This is a genomic window from Agromyces seonyuensis, from assembly GCF_009789225.1.
GTDB classification, from domain to species: domain Bacteria; phylum Actinomycetota; class Actinomycetes; order Actinomycetales; family Microbacteriaceae; genus Agromyces; species Agromyces seonyuensis.
The window spans coordinates 1-23,922 of the sequence record NZ_WSTA01000061.1 but is presented as its reverse complement, the minus strand read 5'-3'; the positions used below and the strand labels follow the sequence as shown (position 1 = coordinate 23,922).

Here is a 23,922-nt window from a genome sequence, read left to right as displayed (position 1 = left end):
GCCGACCCGGTGGCGGCGACGACGAGCGCGCCGGCCGCCCGCGCCCGCGCGACGAGGCGGCCGAACGCGGCCGGATCGGTGTCGCCCGCGAGGGCGTGCCCCGTGGCGTAGACGACCGCCGCGCCCGCCAGCAGGTCGTCGCCGAGGGCATCCGGGTCGAGCACCGCGTTCGCGCCGCGTGAGGCGAGCATCGTGCGGTGCTCCCCGTCGACGAGCACGACGATCGTGCCGGTGGGCAATGCCGGATGCGCGGCGAGGTGCGCGCGCACCCCGTGCCGGTCGAGGAGCGCCGCGTGCCGGTCGGCGTCCCCAGCTCCGACGATCCCGACGAAGTCCACGTCGGCGCCGGTCGCCCCGAGCCACGCGGCCGTGTTCGCGGCCGCGCCGCCGGGCAGCGTGCGGATCTCGGCCGCGGTGTCGGTGTCGGGACGGATCGCCCCGTCGGGCACGACGAGCACGTCGTCGATGACGTCGCCGACGACGACGAACCGCGGTCGCGGCGAGCCGTCGGCCTCAGCCACGCCGGCTCCACGCCGCGGCGATGCCCGCGGCGACCCGCACGTTGTTGCGCGCGAGCTCGAGGTTGATCTCGAGGCTGCGTCCGCCCGAGAGCTCGACGATCCTGAGCAGCAGGAACGGCGTGACCGCCTTGCCGCGCACGCCGGCCGCGTCGGCGGCGGCGAACGCCTCGGCGAGCACTCGGCCGTGCTCGCCCTGCTCCCACTCGTGCTCCGCCGGGACGGGGTTGGCGACGACGAGGCCCTGGCGCAGGCCCAGCGCTTCGGACGCGGCGAGGATCGCGGCGACCTCCTCGGGGCTGTCGACGCGATGCTCGAGCGCATGGCCGCTCCCCCGCAGCCAGAAGGCGGGGAACTCGTCGGTGCCGTAGCCGACCACGGGCACGCAGAGCGTCTCGAGGCGTTCGAGCGTCGCCCCGATGTCGAGCACGCTCTTCACGCCGGCCGAGACGACCGCGATGGGGGTCTCGGCGAGGGCGAGCAGGTCGGCGGACTCGTCGTAGGTGGCCTCGTGGTCCGGTCCGCCCGCGGCACCGCGGTGCACGCCGCCGAGGCCGCCGGTCGCGAACACCCGGATGCCCGCGAGGTGCGCGAGCCGGCTCGTCGCGGCCACCGTGGTAGCGGCGCTCGCACCGCGGGCTGCGAGGATCGGCAGGTCGCGCACGCTCGCCTTCGCGAGGTCCTCGTCGGCGATGCGGCGGAGGCCGTCGGCGTCGAGGCCGACGCGCGGCACGCCGTCGAGCACGGCGATCGTCGCGGGCGTCACCCCGGCTTCGCGGAGGATCGCCTCGAACTCGAGGGCCGCGTCGAGGTTCCGCGGCCGGGGCAGGCCGTGGGAGATGATCGTCGACTCGAGGGCGACGACGGGGCGGCCCGCGGCGAGCGCGGCGCGGACTTCGGGAGCGAGTTCGAGCATCCTCAGCCCCCCAGCTCGATGCGGTAGGCGGGCGAGTATTCGATCACGACGTCGGCCGGGTCGACGCCGGCGGCCTCGAGCCGCGGTGCGAGCTCCGCCGTCGACGGTTCCGGCGGCTCGCCCTCGAGGGAGACGACGACCTGGTCGCCGTCCGCGGTGATGCCGACGACGTCGAGCCCGAGGTCGTCCGCCCACGGCTGGACGGCCGAGCGCACGTCGTCGATCTCGAGCGCCTGCTGGGTGACCCGGATGCTCGTCCCGCCGAGCGGGATGCCGATGATCACGAGCGTGATGAGCACGGTGACGACGGAGCGCCGCCGAGCGCCCCACATCGAGACCCCGTCGGCGCGTTCGGCGTGCGGCGCCGAACCGATCCGGAACCCCAGCAGCACGATGACGCCGGTCGCCAGGATCGCGGCGACGTTGGCCGCGAACAGCAGGAGCGCGCCGCCCGCCTCGTGCAGCGCCCCCGATTCGAGCGTGAGCCCGACGACGGAGAGCGGCGGCACGAGCGAGATGGCGATCGCGACGCCGGGCAGGGTGTCGGAGATGTCCTTGCGCACGAGCGCGATCGCGCCGACGGCGCCCGTCGCGAGGGCGCCGACGAGATCGATGATCTTGGGGCTGACGCGCGCGGCGACCTGGCTGTTGTTGGCGGCGACGACCGGCAGCGGGTCGAAGAACCCGATGAGCCAGCCGATGAGGATCGCGGCAGCCGCACCGCCGAGGACGAGGCCGGCGCTCACGAGCAGATTGCGGCGGTCGCCGATGACCGTGGCGAGCACGACTCCGAGGATCGGCGTCATGAGCGGGGCGACGATCATCGCGCCGATCACGGTGGCGGTCGAGTCGCCGACGACGCCGGCCGCCGCGATGACCGACGACAGCGCGAGGAGGATCCAGAAGCGGCTGTGCTTCGCGGCCCCGTCCGGCCCGTCGATGAAGACGATCTGCCGCATCTCGGCGACGGTGTGCATGAGCGCTCCCCACCGGAGCGTCACCCCCGCTCCTCGGTTCGAGTATCGGGGCGGCGGGGGCGGCGACCGGTCCCGGCGCGCCGCCCCGCCCCGCTCAGCTCCGGGAGCCGCGTCGGCGGGCGACGAAGCCGGCGACCGCGCCGAGCAGTGCGAGCGCGAGCCCCGCGGCGAGCAGCGTCCAGACGCCGTCGACGCCCGTGCCGGCGAGGCCGCCGCCACCGGCATCCGTCCCGCCGTCGGTCGGCGGGACCGTCGGCGGCGGTGTCGGCGAGGGCGGCGGAGTCGGAGTCGGCGGCGGGGCGTCGTAGACGTTCTCGATCGTCGCGATCTGGCCGGGCGTCGCATCCTCCGTCTCGGCCGGCACGAGGATGTCGACCGTCTGGGCGTCGCCGATGCGGCTGGACTCGCCGTAGGTGCCGATCTCACCGGTCTCGGTGACGGTGCACTCCGCGCCGAGCGGGATGCCCAGGATCGTCGCCGTGTAGCCGTCGGCCTCCGACACGACGAGCGCGCCGTCGTCCGGGAGCGCGAGGTCGACGCCGGCCACAGTGCAGACCGTGCCGAAATCGAACTCGGTCGGGGCGATCGCGGCCCCGTCGCCCGAGATCGTCTTCTCGACGCCCAGGTTGCCGGCGAGCATGGTGACACCCGCCTGCACCGGCGCCACCGAGAGCGGGCTGCCCTGGGTGAGGGTCGCCGTGACGCCGAGCTGGTTCCAGGCGATCGTGCCCGGGAAGGGCACGTCGATCGGCGCCCCATCGGGGTACGCGTCGGAGATCGGCTCGTTGTACGACTGGGCGCGGACGGCGATCTGGCCGCCCGGGGAGAGCACGCCTCCGGGCGAGGTCGAGAAGTCCAGCGTCGTCCGAAGCGCCGTGATCGCCACCGGATCGCCCGCGAAGCCGCTGAGCGGCTCCCAGGCGGCCGTCGTGTCGCACGTCGTGTCGTTCAGCCACGCCGAACTCGTCGGGTCGGTGCCGATGCACGCGCCGACCGTCGTCGTCACCTCGCGGGTGACGGTCGCACCGATCGGTCCTTCGTAGGTCACGCCGAACTCCTCGTCGAAGACCGGCGCGAACTCCGAATTGCGCGGCGAACCCGTCGCGAGCAGCCGGTCGCCGGGAGCCGGCAGCGGGTCGACGATCGTCAGACCGGTATACGGGATGCTGCCCGAGTTGGTGATGGAGACCTTCCACTGATCGGTCTGCCCGATGCCCGTGTAGGAAGCGCACGGGAAGTAGGTGAACCCCTCGTCGTCGACCGAGCAGGCTGCGCCCGTGCCGGAGACGTTCGTCTCACCGTCGATGAGGCTGGAGTCGATGTCGCCGTTCACCCGCTTGAGGGCGAAGAGCGAGCCGCCGGGGTTCGGCTGCACATAGTTGGTGGTGCCGCACTCGTTCGGGTCGACCCCGGCGACGACCCCCTGACCGTTGCCCGAGTCGTTCGTGCAGGCGTCCAGCGGCTCGTCGGTCGCCACGACGAACGTGTTCGTCGTGGTCTCGGTGAGGTCGAGACCGGGCTGCAGCGCGAGGTTGATCGTGATCGTGTAGACCTCGCCCGGCTGCATCTCGTTCGCCTCGGCGGGCCACACCATCGTGATGACCTGTCCGGCGCTCGACACCGACGGCGCGGTGCTGAGCGTCCCGTCCTCCGAGGTCGCGAAGGTCGGCGTCAGTCCGTCCCACACGAGATACTCCGGCAGGCTGTCGGTCAACTCGGTGACGGTCAGGATGCCGGTGCCGGTGTTCGTGAACTGGAGCGTCCACGGCAGCGAGGCGCCGATCGCGACGGTATGCGTCGTACCGGGCTGGGTCTTCACCACGTCGATGGCGTGCGTGCCGTCGTCCAGCACGAGCGAGTCGGCGCCTTCGGCGGTCGCGGGGGCGTAGAGCCCGTCGGTGCGCTCGCTCGTCGCGGTGACCGTGTTCTCGAGCGTGCCCGGGAAGGGCAGCTCCGTGCCGTCCCGCATGGTGGTGAGCAGTTCGAGCGCGAAGCCCGCTTCCGCCGTCCAGGGCTCCGGCGGCGCCGTGTTCGAGAAGACGGTGCCGGCGGCGTTGTCGAACGTGAAGCGCAGGCCGATCACGCCCGCCGGGGTCGCGCCGGTGGGCAGCACCGGGTCCGGCCCGAACTCGCCCTCGATCCACTCGGTGCCGACCAGAGCGTCGACCCGCACCTGATCGGCGCCCGCCGGGATCGTCGCGGTGAGCGCAGGATCGTCGGCGAGCTGCACGCCGTTCCAGAACGCGGGGTCGGAGTCCTCGATGACGACCTGCTGTGCGGCCACCGTGGAGTCCGCCGAGTCGGCCGCGAGGCCGACCGTGATCGGTGTGGTCGGCGCATCCACCTCGAGCACCGATTCCGGCGTGATGGTCTTCGTCGTGGCCACGTCGAGCACGCCGCCCGTGAGCTCGACGGGAACGGCCGAATCGTCGTTCGGGGTCGAGGAGATGCCGTCCGGCGTGAGCACCGGGTCGTACCCCTGCGCCTGCACGTTGTTCGGCACCGTGCCGGGGCCGACGAGCACTGCCGGGTTGCTGCGCTCGTACTGGCGCACGCGGTTCGTGATCGTGAGGGTGATCGGCGAGCCGTTCTCGATGGAACCGCCCTCGGTCTCCGGAGAGGTCCCCTGGTAGACGACGCTCACGCCGACGGCATCGGCGAGGTCGGCCTCCCCGAGCGCCGCAGCCTCGGTGACCGAGTACTCGGCGCTCGACAGCGAGCCGTCGGCCGCTCGGAGCCAGAGCGTCACGATCGAGGCATCCGGATCGACCTGCGCCGGGTCGGAGTCGAAGGCGAGCCCGAGCATGACGAAACGCTCCCACGGGTTCGTGGCGGGGTCGTAGGTCGCCCCGGCCCACGGGTCGGCGTCCCAGTCGTCCGCCGCGGTGAGGCACTCGTCGAAGGCGCCCGCCGGGCAGGTGATCGGATCGGTCACCCGGATGTACGACGCGCGCGGCACGGCCTCGTTCTGGGCGACGAGCGAGTAGGTCACGATCGGGTACGCGTCCGGGTCGACGTCGGCCGACTCCGGCACGGGAACGCTCGTGGGGGAAGCCGTCTTCTCGACCGAGACGAGCGGCGGGAAGTCCTGCAGCGCGATGTTGTCCTGATCGGTGTCCCGGTAGTCCGTCCCCGCTTCGACGAGCACCGTGTTCCACACCGCGCCGGCGCCGGGGTCGTTGTAGACGTTGTCGGCGGTCACCCACGGGTCGGCCGTGGTGCCCGTCTCCTCGCGCACGACGTTGCGCAGCTCGAAGGTGAGGAAGACGGGCCGGTACTGGCCGACGGCCGACGTCGCGATGCCGGAACCCGGCTCCGGCCGCAGCGGATCGCTGCTGGCCGCGCGGTTGGCGTCGTTCGGCTCGTAGACGAGCCGGGCGCCGGTCGCATTCGCGGTCTCGTCCGCGGTGAGCGTGTAGCCCACGAATCCGTCGGCTCCCATCCACGTGCCGCCCGGTGCCGGAACCTCCGTCCATGCGCCGCCGATCAGGAGTTCGACGCTCGTCACGTCGTCCCACTGCAGCAGCGGGTCGTCGGCGAGCGTGATCGCGTCGATGCTGAGGAGGTCGAACGCCTGGAACACGGTCTCCGAGACCGGTGCGCTCTCGGCGTCGGCGGGGTCGGTGACCGTGATGGCGGGCGCGCCGCTGCGCGCGACGAGCCAGCCGAGCCGGGTCGAGGCCTGCTCGCCCGACTGCGACTCCAGCACGTCCAGGTCCGTGGACTTGTCGCCCGGTTCCACCCAGCGCTTCTCGGTGTCGAGGCCGGGGCCCTCGCCGGCGTCGTCCGGTGCGATCTGGGCGTCGGCCGTGCCGTCGTCGGGATCGCTGTCGATGCCGTCCGGAATGTCGGGGATGTCGGCGTGCGAGTTGCCGATCGCGATGTTGGTGTAGGTGCTCGGGTCGTCCGGGCCGGGAGCCGTCTCGCCGCTGCCGTCGCGCAGCTCGCCGCGGGCGACGAAGTCGACGTTCGGCTGCACGCTCGTGCCGGCCGGGAAGCCGTCCGGGTTCTCGAAGTCGAACCGGAGACCGGTGACGTCCTCGGGCGAGTTCGGGGCGACGGCCGCCGCGAAATCGGCCGTGCTGAGCGAGTAGACGGTGGGCCCGGGGAACGGGCCGTAGACGTCGAGGGTCGTCCAAGTGCCGTCGGCGGTCTGGTATTCGATGGTCAGCGTCGTGTTCGCCGGCACCTGGGTCGGCGCGATCGAGGTCGCGTTGAAGGCGTTCCAGAAGTTCGACGGGTCATCCTGGTCCCAGCTGTCCTCGACCACGATCTCCGACGGCGCGACCTGGGCGGTGCCGGTGCCGACCGCCGCGGTGATGCTCGCGACGACCGTGCCGCCCGGCAGCACGGGCGCCTGCGGAGAGATCTGCTTGTCGACGAGGAGCTCGAGGTCGGGGTACCAGACGTCGAGGTCGGCATCCGCCGAGTCCGAATCGGTCCCGACGGCGTTCTCGGCCGACACGTCGACCGTGTTCGTGTACGGGGTGTTCTCGCCCGGGGCGACGAGCGCCACCTGGGGGGTGACCGTGACCGGGATGTTCAGGGGCACGTTCTCGTCGATCGAGCCCTCGTAGGTGATCGAGAAGCCTGTGACCGTGCCCGCCGGCGGCGGCGGCGGGTTCTCGCCCTCCGAGAACGGCACCGGCTCCTGCGCCGCCCCGTCGATCTCCCAGGTGATGGTCGCCGAGGTCGTCGTCGTCGGCCACGGGATGCCGGTGGGGAAGCCGCCGAAGACCATGTCCTCGCCGAAGAACGGGTCGGGGCCCGTGTCCGAGACGGTCATCGTGTCGACCGGCCCGTTCGACGTGTTCGTCGCCGTCAGCGTCGCGGTCGTCGGGACGCCGGCCGGCACCGAGGCCGGGTTGAAGGCCTTGCCCGCCTCGACGGCGATCGTGAGCGGGTCGATCGTGAACGGCGCGGTCGCGTCGTCGGTGATCGGGTCCGCACCAGTCGGCGTCGCCGTCGCCGTGATCGAGTTGGTGACGGTGTCGCCGGTGCCGAGGAACGCAGCCGTGTTGCGGTCGGTCTCCCGCTGCTCGACGGTGAAGGGCACGCTCACAGTCGAATCGCCCTGCACGTCGGGGCTGTAGGTGAGTCGGATGCCGCCGACCTCGGCCGGGTCGACGTCCGCAGGAAGTGCGGGCTCGGTGCCGGGCTCCCCGGCTTCCCAGTTCCAGGAGGTGCCGTCGAAGACGTAGACGTCGACGGTCACGCTCGTCGCGTTCGGCGGCAACGCCGACGTCCCGAAGCCCGCGAAATCGACGATGCGGAACGGGTTGTCGGCCGAGAGCTCGGCCGCGCCGTCGACGGCGCCGGTCGGCTCCTGGATCACGAGCGTGTCGGAGGGCACGTTCGAGGCGTTGTCCGCCCCGATCGTGATCGTCGAGGTGTCGCCGGGCAGGAACTGCTGGTTCGGCGGATCCCACGACTTGGTGGCCTCGATGCCCGTCTCGATCGGGATCACGACGGTGATCTGCGCATCGTCGGAGTCGGTGGCCGGCACGTAGGTGTCGGGCGTGTCGCCCGAACCCGGTCCGTTGGCCCAGTCGACGACGCCCGTGTTGGTGATCGTGTCGCCGTTGAACTCCCAGGTCGGATCGAGGTCTTCTGGCACCTGGAGTTGCAGCACGAGCGTGCCGCTCGCGCCGTTCGCCATGCCCTGCTCGTCGCCGAACTGGCTGGTCGCGTCGACGGTGAAGGTGCAGTCCTCGGTGATCTCGGTCGGCGTGCCCGGCGAGCCGACGCAACCTTCGGTCGTGACCTCGAGCGGCGCGCCCGCGGGGTCGACGGAGGCTGAGACGACGCCGAATCCGGCGAGCTCCGCCGGCAGCGTGTCGGAGAATTCGGCATCGATGCAGTTCGCATCCGAGCAATTGACGGCGACCGTGTACGTGAAGGTCTGCCCCGGCTCGAGGCCTTCGGACAGGTCCACGCCGTCGACCTGCTTCGTGATCGTCATGCCGGACGGCGCGGCGATCGCGGCCGAAATCGGCACGACGACGAACAGGGTGGCGAGCAGGCCAAGCAGGGCCGCCCAGGCCGCCCACCGGCGATGTCCGGTGCTCGCTGTCGTCGCCGATGCCGTCGCTGCCAAGTCGTCCCCCCAGACGTCGGATGCACTCCAGCCCTCGCACTGCCGGAACATCACTGCACCCCAGGGGTCGGGCTATCGCGACCCTACCCCAAACCGCCTGGAGTCGCAGGAGCCGGACGAAACGGGCGGGCCGGATACCCCGAGGCATCCGACCCGCCCGTGCGCACGGGACGCGGCGTCAGCGCCGGGTCACTGGACCGACCAGCCGCCGTCCGAGGGGAGGACGACGCCGTTGAGGTTCACGCCGTCATCGGAGAGGAGGAAGGTGATCGAGGCGGCGAGCTGCTCGGCGGTCGCGAGCGAGGGGATCGCCGACTGGAACGGGTGCAGGCGCGCCGAGCCGACCTCGGAGACGTTCGGGGGGAACGGGATGCCGGTCGCGACGCCGCCGGGGGCGACGGCGTTGACGCGGATGCCCTGCTGCGCGTACATGAACGCGGCGGACTTCGTGAGGCCGACGACGGCGTGCTTGGACGTCGTGTAGGCGTTGCCCGAGGCGTTGCCGCGGAGGCCGGCTTCGGAGGCGATGTTCACGATCGATCCCGTGCCGGCGGCGAGCATGGCGGGCACGACGGCGCGGGTGAGCTTGAAGACGCCCGTGAGGTTGACGCCGAGGACGCGGTCCCACATGGCGTCGGTGGTCTCGTGGATCGGCGAGAAGTCGTCGTTGATGCCGGCGACGTTGGCGAGGGCGTCGATCTTCTCGCCCGCGGCGGCCACGACGGCGTCGACGGTCTCCTGCTTGGTGAGGTCGCCCGCGACGGCGACGATCTCGGCGCCGGGGATGGAGGCGGCGAAGGCTTCGAGGCGCTCGGCCGAGATGTCGACGGCGATGACGCGGCCGCCCTCGCGGGCGACGCGGGACGCGGTCGCCGCGCCGATGCCGCCGGCGGCGCCGGTGACGATGACGGTCTTGCCGGCGAAGCGGCCGGCGGTGATCTGCTCGACCCAGCCGCTGGGCGCCTCGTCCTCGGGGATGACGCCGCCGTTGACGGAGCGCACGAGGTCGTCGACGACCGACTGGGGCATCTGGCCGCCGCTCATGGCGACGAGCTGCTGCAGGGGCAGGGCTTTGAGCGGGGCGAGCGACTCGGCGTTCGCGCCGGAGGCGGCGAGCAGGGCGGAGACCGCCTGGTTGCCGGCCGGGTCGGCGAGCCAGTCGCCGATGGAGGAGTTCGCGGTGAGTGCCATGGGGCATCCTTTCTGCCGCCCCGGCGCTGTCGACGGGGCTGATCGCGGTTCGGGCGGGTCGCGCCGTCATGCGGGGCGCGTCCGTGGGCCGGCTCCAGACTAATCGACAGACGTCGGAAATCCGACGAATGTCGGTGAATTCTCGGCGAGTACGCCGACTCGGGCGGCGCGCGGTGCGAGAATGCCACGCATGAGCACGGACGACGCCCCCGCACGGCTCGACGTGCGCGCCGAGCGCACCCGGCGCGCGCTCCAGCAGGCTGCCCTCCACCTCGCGCGCGCGCATCCGCTCGACGACGCCACGATCGCCGAGATCGCGCAGGCCGCGGGCGTCAACCGCTCGAGCTTCTACCAGCACTACGCCGACCGCGACACGCTGCTCGCCGACGCCGTCGAGGCCGCCGAGATCGAGGTGTTCGCGGGGCTGCCGATGCCCGACGGCATCCCCGCCACGCCCCCGGCCGACATGATCGACTCCCTCCGGCACTACGAGGCGGACGCCGAGCTCTACCGGCGATTGCTCGGCGAGCGCGGCTCGCCCATCGTCGCCGCCCGCATCCGATCCCGCTTCGAGCAGACCGCCCGCGCGGGCATCATCGCCTCCGGCACGACCGAGTTCGAGGGGATGCCCGTCGAGGTCGCCGCCGCGGGCATCGCGGGCTCGACGCTCGGCGTGCTGCGCGCCTGGCTCGAACTCGACCCGCGCCCCGGGGTCGAGGTCGCCGCCGAGTGGGTCTGGCGCACCCTCATCGGCCCGGGCGCGCCGTACGCGAGCCGCTGAGCCGACTCAGTCGACGAGCGCCCCGCCCGTGAGATTGCCGATCGCGCCCGTCATCGAGGCGGCGCGATCGGAGGCGGCGAAGGCGAGGTAGTCCGCGACCTCCGCCACGCGCGGCAGCCGGCCCAAGGGCGCGCTCGCGGCCATGCCGTCGACGAACTCGTCCCGGCTCGCGCCGCCGAGCGCCGCGAAGCGGGTGAACATCTCCCCCGTGTACGACGTGTCGACGGCATCCGCGAGGGCGTGCGAACGCACGGTCACGACCCGGATGCCCGACGGACCGAGCTCCCCGGCGAGCGCCCGGGCGAACCCCTCGAGGGCGGCCGACTGCGCCGCGTTCCCGGCGATGCCCGACGCGCTGAGCTTCGCGCCCGGCGTCGAGACGAACAGCAGCACGCCCGAACCCTGCGGGATCATCCGCCGGGCCGCGGCCCGGGCCGTGACGAAGTTCGTGCGGAGGTAGCCGTCGACCGGGTGCAGGAACTCGTCCACCCCGGTGTCGACGAGCGGCGGCCCCTGCACGTGGTCGAACCCGACGGCGTTGAGGGCGACGTCGACGCGCCCAGCCTCGGCCGCCACCCGATCGAGGTGGGCTTCGACGGCCGACTCGTCCATGGCATCCACGATCGCGACCTCGACCGCGCCGCCTTCGGCGCGCACCGCCTCCGCGGTCGCCGCGAGCCGCGGCAGCGAACGGCCCGCGAGGAACACCCGTGCGCCCTCACGCGCGAACGCCCGAGCGGTAGCGGCCCCGATCGATCCCCCGCCGCCGTGGATCACGGCGACCTTGTCGTCCAAGAGCGGCATCAGCCGACCTCCGTTCCGATCGCGTGCCGGACGAGGCCGTCCAGCACGTCGTTCCAGCCCCCGTCGTGCAGGCGCGCCGACTCGGCGTCGGGCAGGCCCTCGTGGCGCAGTTCGACGAGCGTCCCGGCGCCGTCGGGCTCGAAGGTCACGGCCACGTGCGAGGCGCCCCGGCCCGCGGCGTGCGAGTGCCACGTGAACTCGATCCGGCGCGGCCGGTCGATCACGAGGTACGTGCCGGTGTGCACGAAGTCGCCCGAGGGGTCGCGCATCGTGATCGCGAACCCGCCGCCGACCCGCGGGTCGGCCGTGACGAGCGAGGTCTCGCTGCCGCTGCGGCGCATCCACACGGCGAGCGCCGCCGGATCGAGCCACGCGTCGAAGACCCGCTCCGCCGGGGCGAGGATGCTCCGGCGCACGACGACCGCGGCGGTCATGGGCGCTCCTCCTCGTGCGGGTCGGCGACGCCGCCGCCCGAGAGAAACGCGTCGAGCGCGGCGAGCCGGTCCTCCCAGAACTCGCGGTACTCGCTCATCCACGCGACGGACTCGGCGAGCGCGTCGGCCCGCAGCGAGAGCAGGTGCTCGCGCCCCCGGATCTCCCGGTGCACGAGTTCGGCGCGCTCCAGCACCCGGATGTGCTTGCTCGTGGAGTTCAGCGAGATCGGGAACGCCCGCGCGAGATCGGTGACCCGCGCCTCGCCGACGCGGAGCCGGTCGAGGATCGCGCGGCGCGTGGGATCGGCGACCGCCGCCAGCACGGCATCCATCTGATATTCACCCATGCGGGTGAACATAGGCAGGATGCCTCGTCGCGGCACCCCTCCGAGCCGATCGTCCCGTCGGCGCCGTCGTCGCGGTCGGCGGTGCGTGGCAGGGTGGCGGCATGGGCATCGAGGTGCGACCGGCTGACGTCTTCGCAGACGTCGCGGCCCTCGTCGGCCCGAAGCGCCCCGACGCGAACGTGTGCTGGTGCCTGAGCTACCGGCTGACGTCGAAGGAGAACACGTCGCTCGAACGCGAGGCACGGGGCCGCACGGTGCGGCGGCTCTGCGCCGAAGACCCGCCGCCGGGCGTCATCGCCTACGACGGCGACGAGCCGGTCGGCTGGGCGGCCGTGCATCCGCGCGCCGACACGTCGTTCGCGACGAACCGCAAGATCCCGCACGTCGACGACGTCGACGTCTGGTCGGTGTGGTGCATCCGCGTGCGACCCGGACATCGGGGGCACGGCATCTCGCACGCGCTGCTCGACGGTGCCGTCGAGTTCGCCCGATCGCACGGAGCGCCGGCGATCGAGGGCTACCCCGTCGACAACGGCGGCGAGAAGGTCGACCTGACGATGGCCTACGTCGGCACCAAGTCGCTCTTCGAGCGCGCCGGGTTCGCCCGGGCCGCCGAGACGACCTCGGTGCTGAACGGGTTCCCGCGCGTGCTCATGCGGCTCGACCTCGGCTGAGGTCGGGTCCCGTTCCCCGTGCCCGGGCGGTGTCAGCCGACGCCGCCTGCGCCCACGGCGCTCACGACGGCGTCGACGTCGCTCGGACCCGACGGGAGTCCCGCGTCCTCGAGCCGCTGCCGCACCATCGTCGGCAGGTCGTCGACCGCCCCGCCCGCGAGGTCGGCCCGCACCTGCTGGATGATGCCCTCGAGCTGCTCGCCCCGGGTCGCGTCGTCCCAGCCGTCCATGATCGGTTCGTCCTGCGTGTCGCTCATGCCTCCAGGCTCACCCGGGGCCGGCTCGGGCGCCAGGGGCTTGACAGCGCGGCGCGGGCGTGGGCGACTGCGTGATTGCCCGGATCGCCTCTCCCGGCGGCGACGGTTTCTAACTAGGATTCGAAATCATGTCGTCGTCGATCACCGAGCCCGCCTCCGCGCCGCAGAGCAAGTCCGCTCGCACGCGCGGACGCATCCTCGACGCCGCCGCCCACGTGTTGAGCCGCAAGGGCTACGCCGGCACGCGGCTCGTCGACGTCGCGACGCAGGCCGGACTCCAGGCCCCCGCGATCTACTACCACTTCGCCTCGCGCGACGAGCTCATCGAAGAGGTCATGTACGTCGGCGCCGCCCGCGTCCACGCGCACGTCGCCGACGTGCTCGCCGCGCTGCCCGCGGCGACGGCCCCGCTCGACCGCATCCTCGTCGCCGTCGAGGAGCACCTGCGCTACGAACTGCTCATCTCCGACTACACGACGGCCTCGATCCGCAACGCCAACCAGGTGCCCGAGCCGCTGCGCGCCAAGTCCGCCGCCGAGGAGGCCGCCTACGCGAGCCTCTGGCGCGACCTGTTCGCCGCCGCGCAGGATGCCGGGCAGCTGCGCGCCGACCTCGACCTCTCGGTCTCCCGGCTCCTGCTGCTCGGTGCGATGAACTGGGCGGCGGAGTGGTGGAACCCCCGGCACCGCAGCCTCGACGACCTCGTCCGCACCGCGCAGGACATGGTGCGCTACGGCCTCGGCACCGGCCCGCGCTGAGCCGATGTCGGTCGAGGAGCGGGGACGTCGGTCGAGTAGCGAAGCGTATCGAGACCCGCGAGGTTCTCTCGGAGGTCTCGATACGCTCCTTCGTCGCTACTCGACCAACGGGGACGTCGGTCGAGGAGCGAAGCGTATCGAGACCTGGCGAGCTGGTTCCGGAGGTCTCGATACGCTCCTGCGTCGCTACTCGACCAACGGGGACGTCGGTCGAGTAGCGGAGCGTATCGAGACCTGGTGAGCTGACCTGCTTCGGAGGTCTCGATACGCGACTGCGTCGCTACTCGACCAACGGTCTCAGGCGCCGGCCGCCACCGGCTCCGGCTCGGCGAAGAGCGCCAGGCGGCTCCGCAGGATGCGCTCGGCCTCGTCGACGGTGCGGTGCACCACCTCGCCCGCGTTCGGGATGTCGCGGATGAGGCCCTGCACGAGGCCGACCGACCAGATGCCGGCCTCGGTGTCGCCGCGCTCGAAGACCTTCCGGCCGCGGGCCCCGGCGACGAGTTCGCGGACATCGGGGAATTGCCCGCCCGCCGCCAGGATCGACACGACCTCGTCGGAGACGGCGTTCTTCGCGACCCGCGCCGTGTTGCGCAGCGGTCGGAAGATGAGGTTGGTGTCGAGCTCGCTCGCCTCGACGATGCGCTCCTTCACGACGCGGTCGATGGGCGACTCCGTCGTGCACATGAAGCGCGTGCCCATGTTCACGCCGTCGGCGCCGAGGGCGAGCGCGGCGGCGAGCCCGCGGCCGTCGGCGAAGCCGCCGGAGGCGATGAACGGGATGGTGAGCGCGTCGGCCGCAGCCGGGATGAGGACGAGACCGGGGATGTCGTCCTCGCCGGGGTGGCCGGCGCACTCGAAGCCGTCGATCGAGACCGCGGTCACGCCGACCTTCTCGGCCTTGAGCGCGTGGCGCACGCTCGTGCACTTGTGGATGACCTTGACGCCGTGCTCGTGGAACATCTCCATGTGCGGCTCGGGACTCGAGCCCGCCGTCTCGACGATCGTGATGCCGGCATCCACGATCGCGCGCCGGTACTCGTCGTAGGGCGGCGGGTTGATCGAGGGCAGGATCGTGAGGTTCACGCCGATCGGCTTGTCGGTGAGCTTGCGCGCCCGCTCGATCTCCGCGACGAGGTCGGCGGGGGTGGGCTGCGTGAGCGCCGTGATGATGCCGAGGCCGCCGGCCTCGGAGACGGCCGCGGCGAGCTCCGCGCGGCCGACCCACATCATCCCGCCCTGCACGATCGGGTGCTCGATGCCGAGCGCCTCGGTGAATCGCGTGGTCAGCATCCTCGGTCCCTCACTCGTACGTCTCGCCGCGCTCGGCGCGCTCGAGGAGCGAGGCCGGCGGCCGGAAGCGCTCGCCGTAGGCGTCGGCGAGCTCGTTCGCGCGGGCGATGAAGCCGGGCAGGCCGCCCTCGTACTGGTTGACGTACTGCAGCACGCCGCCCGTCCAGGCGGGGAAGCCGATGCCGTAGATCGAGCCGATGTTGGCGTCGGGCACGCTCGTGAGCACGCCGGAGTCGAGGCAGTCGATCGCGTCGAGTGCTTCGGCGAACAGCATCCGCTCCTGGAGGTCGACGAGCGGGAGCACTGTGCGGCCCGAGCCGTACTGCTCGCGGAGGCCCGGCCAGATGCCGACGCGGCGCCCGTGCTCGTCGTAGTCGTAGAAGCCCCCGCCGGCCTTCCGGCCCGGCCGCTCGGCACCCTCGACCATCCAGTCCATGACGGCCTCCGACGGATGCTCGACCCAGACGCCGCCCTCCGCCTCCTCGGCCGCGCGGGTCTCGAGCCGGATCTTCCGCGAGAGCGAGATGGTGAGCTCGTCGAGGAGCTGCAGCGCGCCCGCGGGGTACCCCGCCTGGAGCGCCGCCTGCTCGACCGACGCGGGCTCGACGCCCTCGCCGACGGCGGCGACGGCCTCGGCGATGAAGCGGCCGATGACCCGCGAGGTGAAGAAGCCGCGGCGGTCGTTGACGACGATCGGGGTCTTGCGGATCTGCAGCACGTAGTCGAAGGCCCGGGCGAGCGTCTCGTCGCTCGTCTTCGCACCCCGCACGATCTCGACCAGGGGCATCTTGTCGACCGGCGAGAAGAAGTGCACGCCGATGAAGTCCTCGGTGCGCTCCACGCCCTCGGCGAGCAGCGTGATCGGCAGCGTCGACGTGTTCGAGCCGAGCACGGCATCCGGTTCGACGACGTCCTGGATCTCGGCGAACACCGCGCGCTTGACCTCGGGCGACTCGAAGACGGCCTCGATGACGAAGTCGACGCCCGCGAAGTCGGCCGCCTCCCCGGTCGGCGTGATGCGCGCGAGCAGCGCCGCCGAGCGCTCCGGCGTGGTCGTGCCGCGCGCGAGCGCCTTGTCCTCGAGCCCGCGGGCGTAGTCCTTGCCGCGCTCGGCGGCGTCGAGCGAGACGTCCTTCAGCACGACGTCGATGCCGGCCTTCGCCGACACGTACGCGATGGCGGCGCCCATCATGCCCGCGCCGAGCACGCCGACCTTCCGCACCTGGCGTTTCGGGATGTCCGCCGGGCGCGAGCCGCCCGCGTTGATGTGCTGGAGGTCGAAGAAGAACGCCTTGATCATGTTCTTCGCGACCTGGGTGTGGGTCAGGCCGACGAGGTAGCGCGTCTCGACCTTCGAGGCGGTCTCGAAGTCGACGTACGCGCCCTCGACGGCCGCGGCCATCGCCGCGCGCGGTGCCGGCATCGGTGCGCCCTTGGTCTGCTTTCGCAGGAGCGCGGGGATCGCGGGCAGCGACCCGGCGAACGCGGGCGAGTTCGGGGAGCCGCCCGGGAGCTTGAAGCCGGGCTCGTCCCAGGGCTTGACGGGGGCGGGGTTCGCGGCGATCCAGGCCTTCGCGGCCGGGAGCAGCTCCTCGGGCGTCGCCACGACCTCGTCGAGCAGGCCGACCGCCAGGGCGTCGGCCGGGCCGAACTTCGTCGCGGGCAGGATGACGTCGGCGAGGGCGTGCTGGAGGCCCAGCATCCGAACGGTGCGGGTGATGCCGCCGCCGCCGGGGAGCAGGCCGAGGGAGACCTCGGGCAGGCCGAACTGCGCGCCGCGGGCATCCACGGCGATGCGGCGGTGGCAGGCGAGGGCGATCTCGAGCCCGCCGCCGAGCGCCGTGCCGTTCAGTGCCGCGACGACCGGCTTGCCGAGCCGCTCGAGCCGGCGCAGCACGGCCTTGACGTCGTCGACGTGGGCGGTCTCCTCGGCGGCGTTGGCCGGGTCGGCCCGGCGCAGCAGGTTGAGGTCGCCGCCGGCGAACCAGCTCTTCTTGGCGCTCGCCAGCACCACGCCGGCGATGCCGTCGGCCTCGGCCTCGAGCCGGTCGACGGTCGCGGCCATCGCGTCGACGTAGTGGGGGTTCATCGTGTTGACGGCCTGGTCGGGGTCGTCGAGCGTGATGACGACGACGCCGTCGTCGTGCTGCTCCCACGCGTAGCCGGCGTAGCCTGCGGGACCGGCGTCGGGCCGGGCCTCGGTGATGGTGTCGCTCATTCGGGTGCTCCGTTCGCAGTTCGGTTCCGGGCGCTCAGACGCGCTCGATGACGGTGGCGATGCCCATGCCGGCGCCGACGCAGAGCGTCGCGAGCCCGCGCTGGAGGTCGCGGCGCTCGAGCTCGTCGAGCAGGGTGCCGAGGATCATGGCGCCGGTCGCGCCGAGCGGATGCCCGAGGGCGATCGCCCCGCCGTTGACGTTGACCTTCTCGTGCGGGATGCCGAGGTCGCCCATCCAGCGCATGACGACGGCCGCGAAGGCCTCGTTGAGCTCGAAGAGGTCGATGTCCTCGACGGTGAGCCCGGCCCGGTCGAGGGCCTTCTTCGTCGCGGGCGTCGGCCCGGTCAGCATGATCGTCGGCTCGGAGCCCGTGACGGCGGTCGAGACGATGCGGGCGCGCGGGGTGAGCCCGAGCCGCTCGCCGGCCTCCTTGCTGCCGATGACGAGGAGCGCGGCGCCGTCGACGATGCCCGACGAGTTGCCGGCCGTGTGCACGTGCTGCACGCGCTCGACGGCGTGGTACTTCTGCGTCGCGACGGCGTCGAAGCCGGCCTCGGCGCCGAGCTTGGCGAAGGCCGCGGGCAGGCCGCCGAGCGACTCGACGGTCGAGCCGGGACGGCGGTGCTCGTCGGTCTCGAGGAGGGCGACGCCGTTCTGGTCGCGCACGGGCACGATCGAGCGGGCGAAGCGCCCCTCCTGCCAGGCCGTCTCGGCGCGGCGCTGCGACTCGGCCGCGAACGCGTCGACGTCCTCCCGGCTGAAGCCGTCGAGGGTGGCGATGAGGTCGGCGCCGATGCCCTGCGGCACGAAGTAGAGGTCGAAGTTCGTCGTCGGGTCCTGCGCGTAGGCGCCGCCGTCGGAGCCGATCGGCACGCGCGACATCGATTCGACGCCGCCCGCGAGCACGAGGTCCTCGAAGCCCGAGGCGACCTTCTGCGCGGCGAGGTTGACCGCTTCGAGGCCCGAGGCGCAGAAGCGGTTCACCTGCACGCCGGCGACCGAGTCGGGCAGGCCGGCGACGAGCGCGGCCGTGCGGGCGATGTCGCCGCCCTGCTCGCCGATCGGCGAGACGACGCCGAGCACGATGTCGTCGATGGCCGCCGGGTCGAGGTCGGGGTTGCGCTCGCGGAGCGCGTCGATGAGGCCGACGACGAGGTCGACGGGTTTGGTGCCGTGCAGCGCACCGCCGCGCTGCTTGCCGCGCGGCGTGCGCACGGCGTCGAAGATGTAGGCATCGCCCATGGTGTTCCCTCCGGGTTCGAAGTGTCAGAGTCCGAGCGAGCGGCCGACGATCTCCTTCATGATCTCGGTCGTGCCGCCGTAGATGGTGGTGATGCGCGCATCCTCGTAGTCGCGCGCGATGCGGTACTCCCGCATGTAGCCGTAGCCGCCGTAGAGCTGCAGGCAGCGGTTGACGACGTTGACGAGCTGCTCCGTCGTCCAGAACTTCGCCGCGGCGGCATCCTCGGCGCTGAGTTCGCCGGCGCTGTGCCGGAGAATCGCCTGGTCGATGTAGGCGCGGCTCACGGCGACGCCGGTGTGCAGCTCGGCGAGCTCGAAGCGCGTGTTCTGGAAGGAGCCGATGGGCTTGCCGAAGGCCTGCCGCTCGGTGACGTAGGCGATGGCGCGCTCGATGACGCCCTCGCTCGCGGCGACCGCGGCCGCGGCGATGGAGAGCCGCTCCTGGGGGAGGTTGCGCATGAGGCCGAGGAAGCCCTGGCCCTCCTCGCCGAGGAGGTTCGCGGCCGGCACCCGGACGTTGTCGAAGACGAGCTCGGACGTGTCCTGCGCGTGCAGGCCGATCTTCTCGAGGTTGCGGCCGCGCGTGAAGCCGGGGGAGGCGGCCGGGATGACGAGGAGGCTGAGGCCGCGGTGCGGGTCGGCGCTCGTGCGCACGGCCGTGACCACGAGGTCGGCGTTCTGCCCGTTGGAGATGAAGATCTTCGAGCCGTTGACGACGTAGTCGTCGCCGTCGCGCACGGCCGAGGTGCGGATGCCCGCGAGGTCGCTGCCCGTGCCGGGCTCGGTCATGGCGACGGCGGTGATGAGCTCGCCCGCGGCGATGCCGGGCAGCCACCGCTGCTGCTGCTCGTCGTTCGTGAGCTCCAGGAAGTAGGGGATGACGATGTCGTTGGAGAGCGCGATGCCCGCCATGCCGCTCGAAATCGGGTTGCGGGCGAGTTCCTCGCCCATGACGGCGTTGAAGCGGAAGTCGTCGGCGCCGCCGCCGCCGAACTCCTCGGGGATCGTGAAGCCGAGGATGCCCGCCTCGGCGGCCTGCACGAACAGTTCGCGATCGACCTTGCCCTCGGCGTCCCAGCGCTCGGCGTTCGGCGCCGCGTAGCGCTCGACGAAGTCCTGCACGAGTTCGCGGAACTGCTCGTGCTCCTCCTCGTAGACCGTGCGGACCCGATCGTTCGCGACCGTCTGGGTGTTCGTCATGTCGTGATCTCCCTTGATCCCGGCGGGGGTGCGCCCCGCGTTGCTGCGAGTGTACGTCCGAGCTGCATTTTCTACAAGGGATTAGAAAATCTCGGCCGGGCACTTGCCGTGGATGCTCACCGCAGCGCAGAATCAGGGCGACGGATTTTCGAATCCGGATTTCGAATCGGTGCGACGACGCCCCGATCACCGCCCGAGGCAGGGCGCGAACGCGAGGATGCGGATGAGCGACGAGCAGACGACGGCACGGGCGCTCGTCGCCCGGGTGCGGGACTTCGTCCGGGACACGGTGATCCCGGTCGAGACCGAGCACGCGGGGATCGTCCATTCCCCCGATCGCGACCCCGCGGTCGAGGTCGCACTGCGCGCCGAGCTCCAGGCCGCCGCCCGGTCGGCCGGGCTGTCGGTGCCGCAGCTGCCCGTCGACTGGGGCGGGCGCGGCCTCGACCACCGTGCGCAGGCCGACGTGTTCGAGGCCGCGGGCTACAGCCTCTTCGGGCCGCTCGCGCTGAACATCGCCGCGCCCGACGAGGGCAACATGCACCTCCTGCTGCACGCCGCCTCCGACGCGCAGCGCGAGCGCTGGCTCCGTCCGCTCGCGGCGGGCGGCATCCATTCGGCCTTCGCCATGACCGAGCCGCCGCCCGGCGCCGGCAGCGACCCGCGCGCCCTCGCGACCCGCGCCGAGCGCGTCGCCGGCGGCTGGCGCATCGACGGCGACAAGTGGTTCATCACGGGCGCCCGCGGTGCCGGCCTCGTGATCGTGCTCGCGCGCACCGCCGGAGAACCGGGTGACGCGGGTGGCGCGACGATGTTCCTCGTGCCCGGCGACGCCCCCGGCCTCACGATCGAGCGCGACGTGCGCACGCTGGATACCGGCCTCTTCGGCGGGCACAGCGTCGTGCGCTTCGACGGGGTCGTCGTCGACGAGGAGGCCGTGCTCGGCGAGGTCGACGGCGGCTTCGCCGCGGCCCAGGTGCGCCTCGCCCCCGCACGGCTCACCCACTGCATGCGCTGGCTCGGGCTCGCCGGCCGCGCCCATGACCTCGCCGTCGGGCACGTCACCGGCCGACGGGCGTTCGGCTCGGCGATCGCCGACCTCGGCCTCGCGCAGCAGCACCTCGCCGACAACGAGATCGACCTCGCCGCCGCCCGGGCGATCATCCGGGAGACCGCGCTCGTCCTCGACGAGGGCGGCGACACCGGCGGGCGGGCGGGCACCGCATCCTCCATCGCCAAGACCTTCGTCGCCGAGGCCGTCGGCCGCGTCGTCGACCGTTCCGTGCAGCTCGCCGGCGGCCAGGGCGTCAGCGAGGAACTGCTGCTCGCCCGGTACTGGCGGGAGGTGCGGCCGTTCCGCATCTACGACGGCTCCAGCGAGACCCACCGCTGGTCGATCGCCCAGCGCGCCGTGCGCGCCTACCGGAAGGGACTCCGCCATGACCTGCCCGACTGAGGATGCCGAGGAGCGCGAACCCGGCACGCCGAGCGCCCGCGCCGACGCGCCCCGAGCCGCCCTGATCACCGGCGGATCCCGCGGCATCGGGCTCGCGATCGCCCGGCGCCTGGCCGCCGACGGGTTCGCGCTCACCCTCTCGGCGCGCACCGCGGACTCGCTCGCCGACGCCGCCGCGGAACTCCGCGCCGCCGGCGCCTCCGTCACGACCGTCGCGGCCGACGCCGCCGACCCGGAGGCGCTCGCCGCCCTCCTCGACTGGCACGCGCGCACCCACGGCCGCCTCGACGCGCTCGTGCTCAACGCCGGCATGGGGTTCGGCTCCCCCATCGATCAGACGCCCCTGCGGCGCCTCGACAAGCACGTCGCACTGAACTTCCGCGGCGCCTTCGCGCTCGTCTCGGCGGCGTTGCCCCTGCTGCGGGCGACGGCCGCCGTCGAGCGCCGCGGCACCCGCGTCATCGCCCTCGCGTCCCTCGCCGGCCTCACCCCGGAGCCGGACCTCGCGGTCTACAGCGCGACGAAGGCCGCGATCGTCTCGCTCTGCCAGTCGATCTGCATCGAGGAGGCGTCGACCGGCGTCAGCGCGACCGCGCTCTGCCCGGGCTACGTCGACACGGACATGGCCGCATGGAAGCACGACATGCTCGCCGCCGACGAGATGATCCGTCCCGACGACCTCGCCGAGCTCGCCGTGTCGCTCACCCGGCTCTCCCGCAATGCGGCCGTGCCGACGCTGCCGGTGTACCGCGCGGGCGGGCGTCTCGTGGGGGCGTGACCGCCTCATTCCCGATCGAACGGTCGCAAATCGTCGTTCTAGCCCATTCGGAACGACTGTTTGCGACCGTTCGGAACCGCGGGCGAAGCGGTGGGCGGCGGGGCCCGCACGGACGGAGCCCCGTGGGACCTCATCCAGCCGCCGGCCCGCTGAGCGGTTCGGCACCGGCGACGAGGTGGCGCGCGAAGAAGCGCGCCGCATCCTCGCCGGCGTAGGCCGGCACGCCGCGGTGCCCGCCGAGGTTGGCCTGCAGCGTCTTCTCGGCGGAGCCGAACGCGTCGAACAGGTCGAGGGCCTGCCGCCGGTCGTTGCCCTCGTCATCCCACTGGAGCAGGACGTGCACCGGGATCGAGATCCGACGGGCCTCCTCGAACAGGGAGAGCGGCACGTAGCTGCCGGCGAAGAAGCCGACCGCCGCGAGGCGCGGCTCGACGACGGCGAGGCGGATGCCGATCCCGACGATCCCGCCGGAGTACCCGACGGGGCCGCCGATGCCGGGCAGTGCGAGCAGCGCATCCATCGCCGAGCGCAGTTCGGGCACGGCGAGGTCGACGAGCGGGAGGACCAACCGGTCGACGACGCCGTCGGGAACGGCCCCGCCGGCCAGCACAGCGGCGCGGAGCTCGGCTCGGGCCGCCTCGAGCTCGGGGATGCGCGAGCGTTCGCCGCCGCCGGGGAGTTCGAGGGCGGCCGAGGCGTGCCCGTCGACGGCGGAACGTCGGGCCCGGGCGGCCAGTCGGGGCCGCATGGCCTCGAGGCCGCCGGGGTGGCCCTGCAGGATCAGCGGGGCCGGTGCGGCGTCGGGGTCGTCGGCGAGACCGGCGGGCGTCCAGAGGATGCCCGGGACGCCGCCCAGGGAGAAGTCGCGCTCGACGAGTCCGTCGTCGGTGCGCGGTTCGGAGGTGAAGGTGAAGTGCATGGCGATGCCTTTCGGGAGTGCTGGTTCCAGGCGCTCCCGGGCTGCTTATCGCCCGTCCGTGTCCTCAGCGAGGAGCACCCACGTCGTTGCGTTCACGGGTACCACCTCCTCGGTCCGGCTGCACGGCCGAGGAAAACCGTAGCAGTCCGCCCTGCAGGGCCGCGCTCAGGCCCGCGCGTCGGGTTCCGCGACCCGCTCGAGCAGGAAGTAGTAGCGGCGGCCCGCGTCGAGCGTGCCGCGGCCGGTCATGACGCCGAGCAGGGCGTCCGGCCCCGCCCGCACGAAGAGGTCGACGACGGGTCGCGTGTCGTACGCCATCGCGGCCGTCACGAGGCCGTCGTGCTCCGCGAGGCGGAGGCTCGCGCCGCCGCCCGCGAGGCCGGCGTCGGCCTCCAGGGTGCCGTCCGGCCGTTCGACGATGATCGGCTGCACGTCGTCGTCGGCGACGAACCGCTTGCCGAACCAGCCGCTGCGCTCCAGCAGCCGATGCGTGCGGTGGCCGGTGCTGAGCCCGGTGCCGCGCCAGAGCCCGCGGAGCTCCGCGGCGTCCACGATCGGCAACGCCCGCCAGAGCGCGGGGAGGTCGGCCTCGGCCACCTGGCCGTCGCGGAGCGCCTCGACGAGGTCGCCGGGAGCCGCGGGCGGGGCGAGCACGCCGTCGTCGTCGAGGAGGAGCACGGGCTTGACGACGCGGCCGGATCGGGCATCCTCGATCGCCTCGCCGACCGCCTCGAACGGGTAGGGCTCGATGAGCCGCTCGAGGGGCAGCAGGCCGGAGCGCCAGAGCGACGCGAGCAGCGGGATGTCGCGGGCCACGTCGGCGTCGCCCTCGATGACGCCCGTCAGCGTGCGGCCCCAGAGCAGCCGGGACTGCGAGATCGGGATGCGGTTGGCGCCCGGCTTCAGCGCCACGGTCGCGGCGATGCCGCGCGGCGCGAGCGCCGCGAGCGCCTGGTCGATCGTCGCCTCGGCGCCCACCGTGTCGAGCGCGCGGGCGATCGGAGCGCCGTCGGCGAGCGCGGCGGCGAGGCGCTCCGGCGCGTGCGCCTCGGTCGCCCCGA

20 protein-coding genes are annotated in these 23,922 nt (G+C 72.7%); 5 read left to right on the top strand and 15 right to left on the bottom strand.

Going from position 1 to position 23,922, the window contains the following annotated elements; all coding sequences use genetic code 11:
- The 5 genes from GB864_RS13010 to GB864_RS12990 all read right to left on the bottom strand — a co-directional run.
- Nucleotides 1–521: carbohydrate kinase family protein (locus GB864_RS13010; RefSeq protein WP_336603990.1), on the bottom strand; the 521-nt coding region annotated here is incomplete at its 3' end.
- Complete coding sequence (locus GB864_RS13005) at nucleotides 514–1,434, bottom strand: pseudouridine-5'-phosphate glycosidase (RefSeq protein ID WP_160425720.1); 921 nt, start codon at nucleotides 1,432–1,434, stop codon at nucleotides 514–516. The genes GB864_RS13005 and GB864_RS13010, both read right to left, overlap by 8 nt.
- 2 nt (nucleotides 1,435–1,436) lie before the next feature.
- Complete coding sequence (locus tag GB864_RS13000) at nucleotides 1,437–2,435, bottom strand: DUF389 domain-containing protein (RefSeq protein ID WP_202107209.1); 999 nt, start codon at nucleotides 2,433–2,435, stop codon at nucleotides 1,437–1,439.
- 70 nt (nucleotides 2,436–2,505) lie between these two features.
- Nucleotides 2,506–8,508, bottom strand: a complete 6,003-nt coding sequence (locus GB864_RS12995; protein ID WP_160425718.1) for a DUF5979 domain-containing protein — start codon at nucleotides 8,506–8,508, stop codon at nucleotides 2,506–2,508.
- A gap of 189 nt (nucleotides 8,509–8,697) precedes the next feature.
- Nucleotides 8,698–9,699: an SDR family NAD(P)-dependent oxidoreductase gene (locus GB864_RS12990; RefSeq protein ID WP_160425716.1), complete on the bottom strand. Its 1,002-nt coding sequence runs from the start codon at nucleotides 9,697–9,699 to the stop codon at nucleotides 8,698–8,700.
- Nucleotides 9,700–9,889: 190 nt separating this feature from the next.
- Here GB864_RS12990 and GB864_RS12985 point away from each other — a divergent pair, with 190 nt between their 5' ends.
- Complete coding sequence (locus tag GB864_RS12985; RefSeq protein WP_160425714.1) at nucleotides 9,890–10,480, top strand: TetR/AcrR family transcriptional regulator; 591 nt, start codon at nucleotides 9,890–9,892, stop codon at nucleotides 10,478–10,480.
- A 6-nt stretch (nucleotides 10,481–10,486) separates the two neighbouring features.
- On the opposite strand, the gene GB864_RS12980 is transcribed toward GB864_RS12985, so the two are convergent.
- The 3 genes from GB864_RS12980 to GB864_RS12970 are packed head-to-tail and all read right to left on the bottom strand — an operon-like array spanning nucleotide 10,487 to nucleotide 12,065.
- Nucleotides 10,487–11,284: an SDR family NAD(P)-dependent oxidoreductase gene (locus GB864_RS12980; protein WP_160425712.1), complete on the bottom strand. Its 798-nt coding sequence runs from the start codon at nucleotides 11,282–11,284 to the stop codon at nucleotides 10,487–10,489.
- Entirely contained in the window at nucleotides 11,284–11,718 is a 435-nt protein-coding gene (locus GB864_RS12975; RefSeq protein WP_160425710.1) for an SRPBCC family protein, read from the bottom strand. The genes GB864_RS12980 and GB864_RS12975 overlap by 1 nt, the downstream gene beginning before the upstream one ends.
- On the bottom strand, nucleotides 11,715–12,065 hold the full coding sequence (locus tag GB864_RS12970) for an ArsR/SmtB family transcription factor (protein ID WP_160425708.1): 351 nt from the start codon (nucleotides 12,063–12,065) through the stop codon (nucleotides 11,715–11,717). The genes GB864_RS12975 and GB864_RS12970 overlap by 4 nt, the downstream gene beginning before the upstream one ends.
- A 101-nt stretch (nucleotides 12,066–12,166) precedes the next feature.
- Between GB864_RS12970 and GB864_RS12965 the strand changes: the two genes are divergently transcribed.
- Entirely contained in the window at nucleotides 12,167–12,739 is a 573-nt protein-coding gene (locus tag GB864_RS12965) for a GNAT family N-acetyltransferase (protein WP_160425706.1), read from the top strand.
- A 32-nt stretch (nucleotides 12,740–12,771) separates the two neighbouring features.
- Here the strand turns inward: GB864_RS12965 and GB864_RS12960 are convergent, their stop codons facing one another.
- On the bottom strand, nucleotides 12,772–12,996 hold the full coding sequence (locus GB864_RS12960; RefSeq protein ID WP_160425704.1) for a hypothetical protein: 225 nt from the start codon (nucleotides 12,994–12,996) through the stop codon (nucleotides 12,772–12,774).
- A gap of 128 nt (nucleotides 12,997–13,124) precedes the next feature.
- Here GB864_RS12960 and GB864_RS12955 point away from each other — a divergent pair, with 128 nt between their 5' ends.
- Nucleotides 13,125–13,754: a TetR/AcrR family transcriptional regulator gene (locus tag GB864_RS12955; RefSeq protein ID WP_160425702.1), complete on the top strand. Its 630-nt coding sequence runs from the start codon at nucleotides 13,125–13,127 to the stop codon at nucleotides 13,752–13,754.
- A 297-nt stretch (nucleotides 13,755–14,051) separates the two neighbouring features.
- Here GB864_RS12955 and GB864_RS12950 read toward each other — a convergent pair whose 3' ends face one another.
- The 4 genes from GB864_RS12950 to GB864_RS12935 are packed head-to-tail and all read right to left on the bottom strand — an operon-like array spanning nucleotide 14,052 to nucleotide 19,708.
- Nucleotides 14,052–15,047, bottom strand: coding sequence for an NAD(P)H-dependent flavin oxidoreductase (locus GB864_RS12950; protein WP_160425700.1), 996 nt, complete (start codon nucleotides 15,045–15,047; stop codon nucleotides 14,052–14,054).
- 10 nt (nucleotides 15,048–15,057) lie between these two features.
- Complete coding sequence (locus GB864_RS12945) at nucleotides 15,058–17,265, bottom strand: 3-hydroxyacyl-CoA dehydrogenase NAD-binding domain-containing protein (protein ID WP_160425698.1); 2,208 nt, start codon at nucleotides 17,263–17,265, stop codon at nucleotides 15,058–15,060.
- Between the two features lie 34 nt (nucleotides 17,266–17,299).
- Nucleotides 17,300–18,508, bottom strand: a complete 1,209-nt coding sequence (locus GB864_RS12940) for an acetyl-CoA C-acetyltransferase (protein WP_160425696.1) — start codon at nucleotides 18,506–18,508, stop codon at nucleotides 17,300–17,302.
- Between the two features lie 24 nt (nucleotides 18,509–18,532).
- Nucleotides 18,533–19,708, bottom strand: a complete 1,176-nt coding sequence (locus tag GB864_RS12935; protein ID WP_160425694.1) for an acyl-CoA dehydrogenase family protein — start codon at nucleotides 19,706–19,708, stop codon at nucleotides 18,533–18,535.
- A 223-nt stretch (nucleotides 19,709–19,931) separates the two neighbouring features.
- Here GB864_RS12935 and GB864_RS12930 point away from each other — a divergent pair, with 223 nt between their 5' ends.
- Nucleotides 19,932–21,164, top strand: coding sequence for an acyl-CoA dehydrogenase family protein (locus GB864_RS12930; protein ID WP_160425692.1), 1,233 nt, complete (start codon nucleotides 19,932–19,934; stop codon nucleotides 21,162–21,164).
- On the top strand, nucleotides 21,148–21,942 hold the full coding sequence (locus GB864_RS12925; protein ID WP_160425690.1) for an SDR family NAD(P)-dependent oxidoreductase: 795 nt from the start codon (nucleotides 21,148–21,150) through the stop codon (nucleotides 21,940–21,942). The genes GB864_RS12930 and GB864_RS12925 overlap by 17 nt, the downstream gene beginning before the upstream one ends.
- A 130-nt stretch (nucleotides 21,943–22,072) precedes the next feature.
- On the opposite strand, the gene GB864_RS12920 is transcribed toward GB864_RS12925, so the two are convergent.
- Nucleotides 22,073–22,861, bottom strand: coding sequence for a dienelactone hydrolase family protein (locus GB864_RS12920; protein ID WP_160425688.1), 789 nt, complete (start codon nucleotides 22,859–22,861; stop codon nucleotides 22,073–22,075).
- Between the two features lie 165 nt (nucleotides 22,862–23,026).
- Nucleotides 23,027–23,922, bottom strand: an 896-nt coding sequence (locus tag GB864_RS12915) for a GXWXG domain-containing protein (protein ID WP_160425686.1), incomplete at its 5' end; no start/stop codon positions are given.

Bases quoted from the DNA above. Each gene is read 5' to 3' on its own strand.
- GB864_RS13005 (WP_160425720.1), bottom strand. From the start codon at position 1,434: ATGCTCGAACTCGCTCCCGAAGTCCGCGCCGCGCTCGCCGCGGGCCGC.
- GB864_RS12990 (WP_160425716.1), bottom strand. From the start codon at position 9,699: ATGGCACTCACCGCGAACTCCTCCATCGGCGACTGGCTCGCCGACCCG.
- GB864_RS12985 (WP_160425714.1), top strand. From the start codon at position 9,890: ATGAGCACGGACGACGCCCCCGCACGGCTCGACGTGCGCGCCGAGCGC.
- GB864_RS12980 (WP_160425712.1), bottom strand. From the start codon at position 11,284: ATGCCGCTCTTGGACGACAAGGTCGCCGTGATCCACGGCGGCGGGGGA.
- GB864_RS12975 (WP_160425710.1), bottom strand. From the start codon at position 11,718: ATGACCGCCGCGGTCGTCGTGCGCCGGAGCATCCTCGCCCCGGCGGAG.
- GB864_RS12970 (WP_160425708.1), bottom strand. From the start codon at position 12,065: ATGGGTGAATATCAGATGGATGCCGTGCTGGCGGCGGTCGCCGATCCC.
- GB864_RS12965 (WP_160425706.1), top strand. From the start codon at position 12,167: ATGGGCATCGAGGTGCGACCGGCTGACGTCTTCGCAGACGTCGCGGCC.
- GB864_RS12960 (WP_160425704.1), bottom strand. From the start codon at position 12,996: ATGAGCGACACGCAGGACGAACCGATCATGGACGGCTGGGACGACGCG.
- GB864_RS12955 (WP_160425702.1), top strand. From the start codon at position 13,125: ATGTCGTCGTCGATCACCGAGCCCGCCTCCGCGCCGCAGAGCAAGTCC.
- GB864_RS12950 (WP_160425700.1), bottom strand. From the start codon at position 15,047: ATGCTGACCACGCGATTCACCGAGGCGCTCGGCATCGAGCACCCGATC.
- GB864_RS12945 (WP_160425698.1), bottom strand. From the start codon at position 17,265: ATGAGCGACACCATCACCGAGGCCCGGCCCGACGCCGGTCCCGCAGGC.
- GB864_RS12940 (WP_160425696.1), bottom strand. From the start codon at position 18,508: ATGGGCGATGCCTACATCTTCGACGCCGTGCGCACGCCGCGCGGCAAG.
- GB864_RS12935 (WP_160425694.1), bottom strand. From the start codon at position 19,708: ATGACGAACACCCAGACGGTCGCGAACGATCGGGTCCGCACGGTCTAC.
- GB864_RS12930 (WP_160425692.1), top strand. From the start codon at position 19,932: ATGAGCGACGAGCAGACGACGGCACGGGCGCTCGTCGCCCGGGTGCGG.
- GB864_RS12925 (WP_160425690.1), top strand. From the start codon at position 21,148: ATGACCTGCCCGACTGAGGATGCCGAGGAGCGCGAACCCGGCACGCCG.
- GB864_RS12920 (WP_160425688.1), bottom strand. From the start codon at position 22,861: ATGCACTTCACCTTCACCTCCGAACCGCGCACCGACGACGGACTCGTC.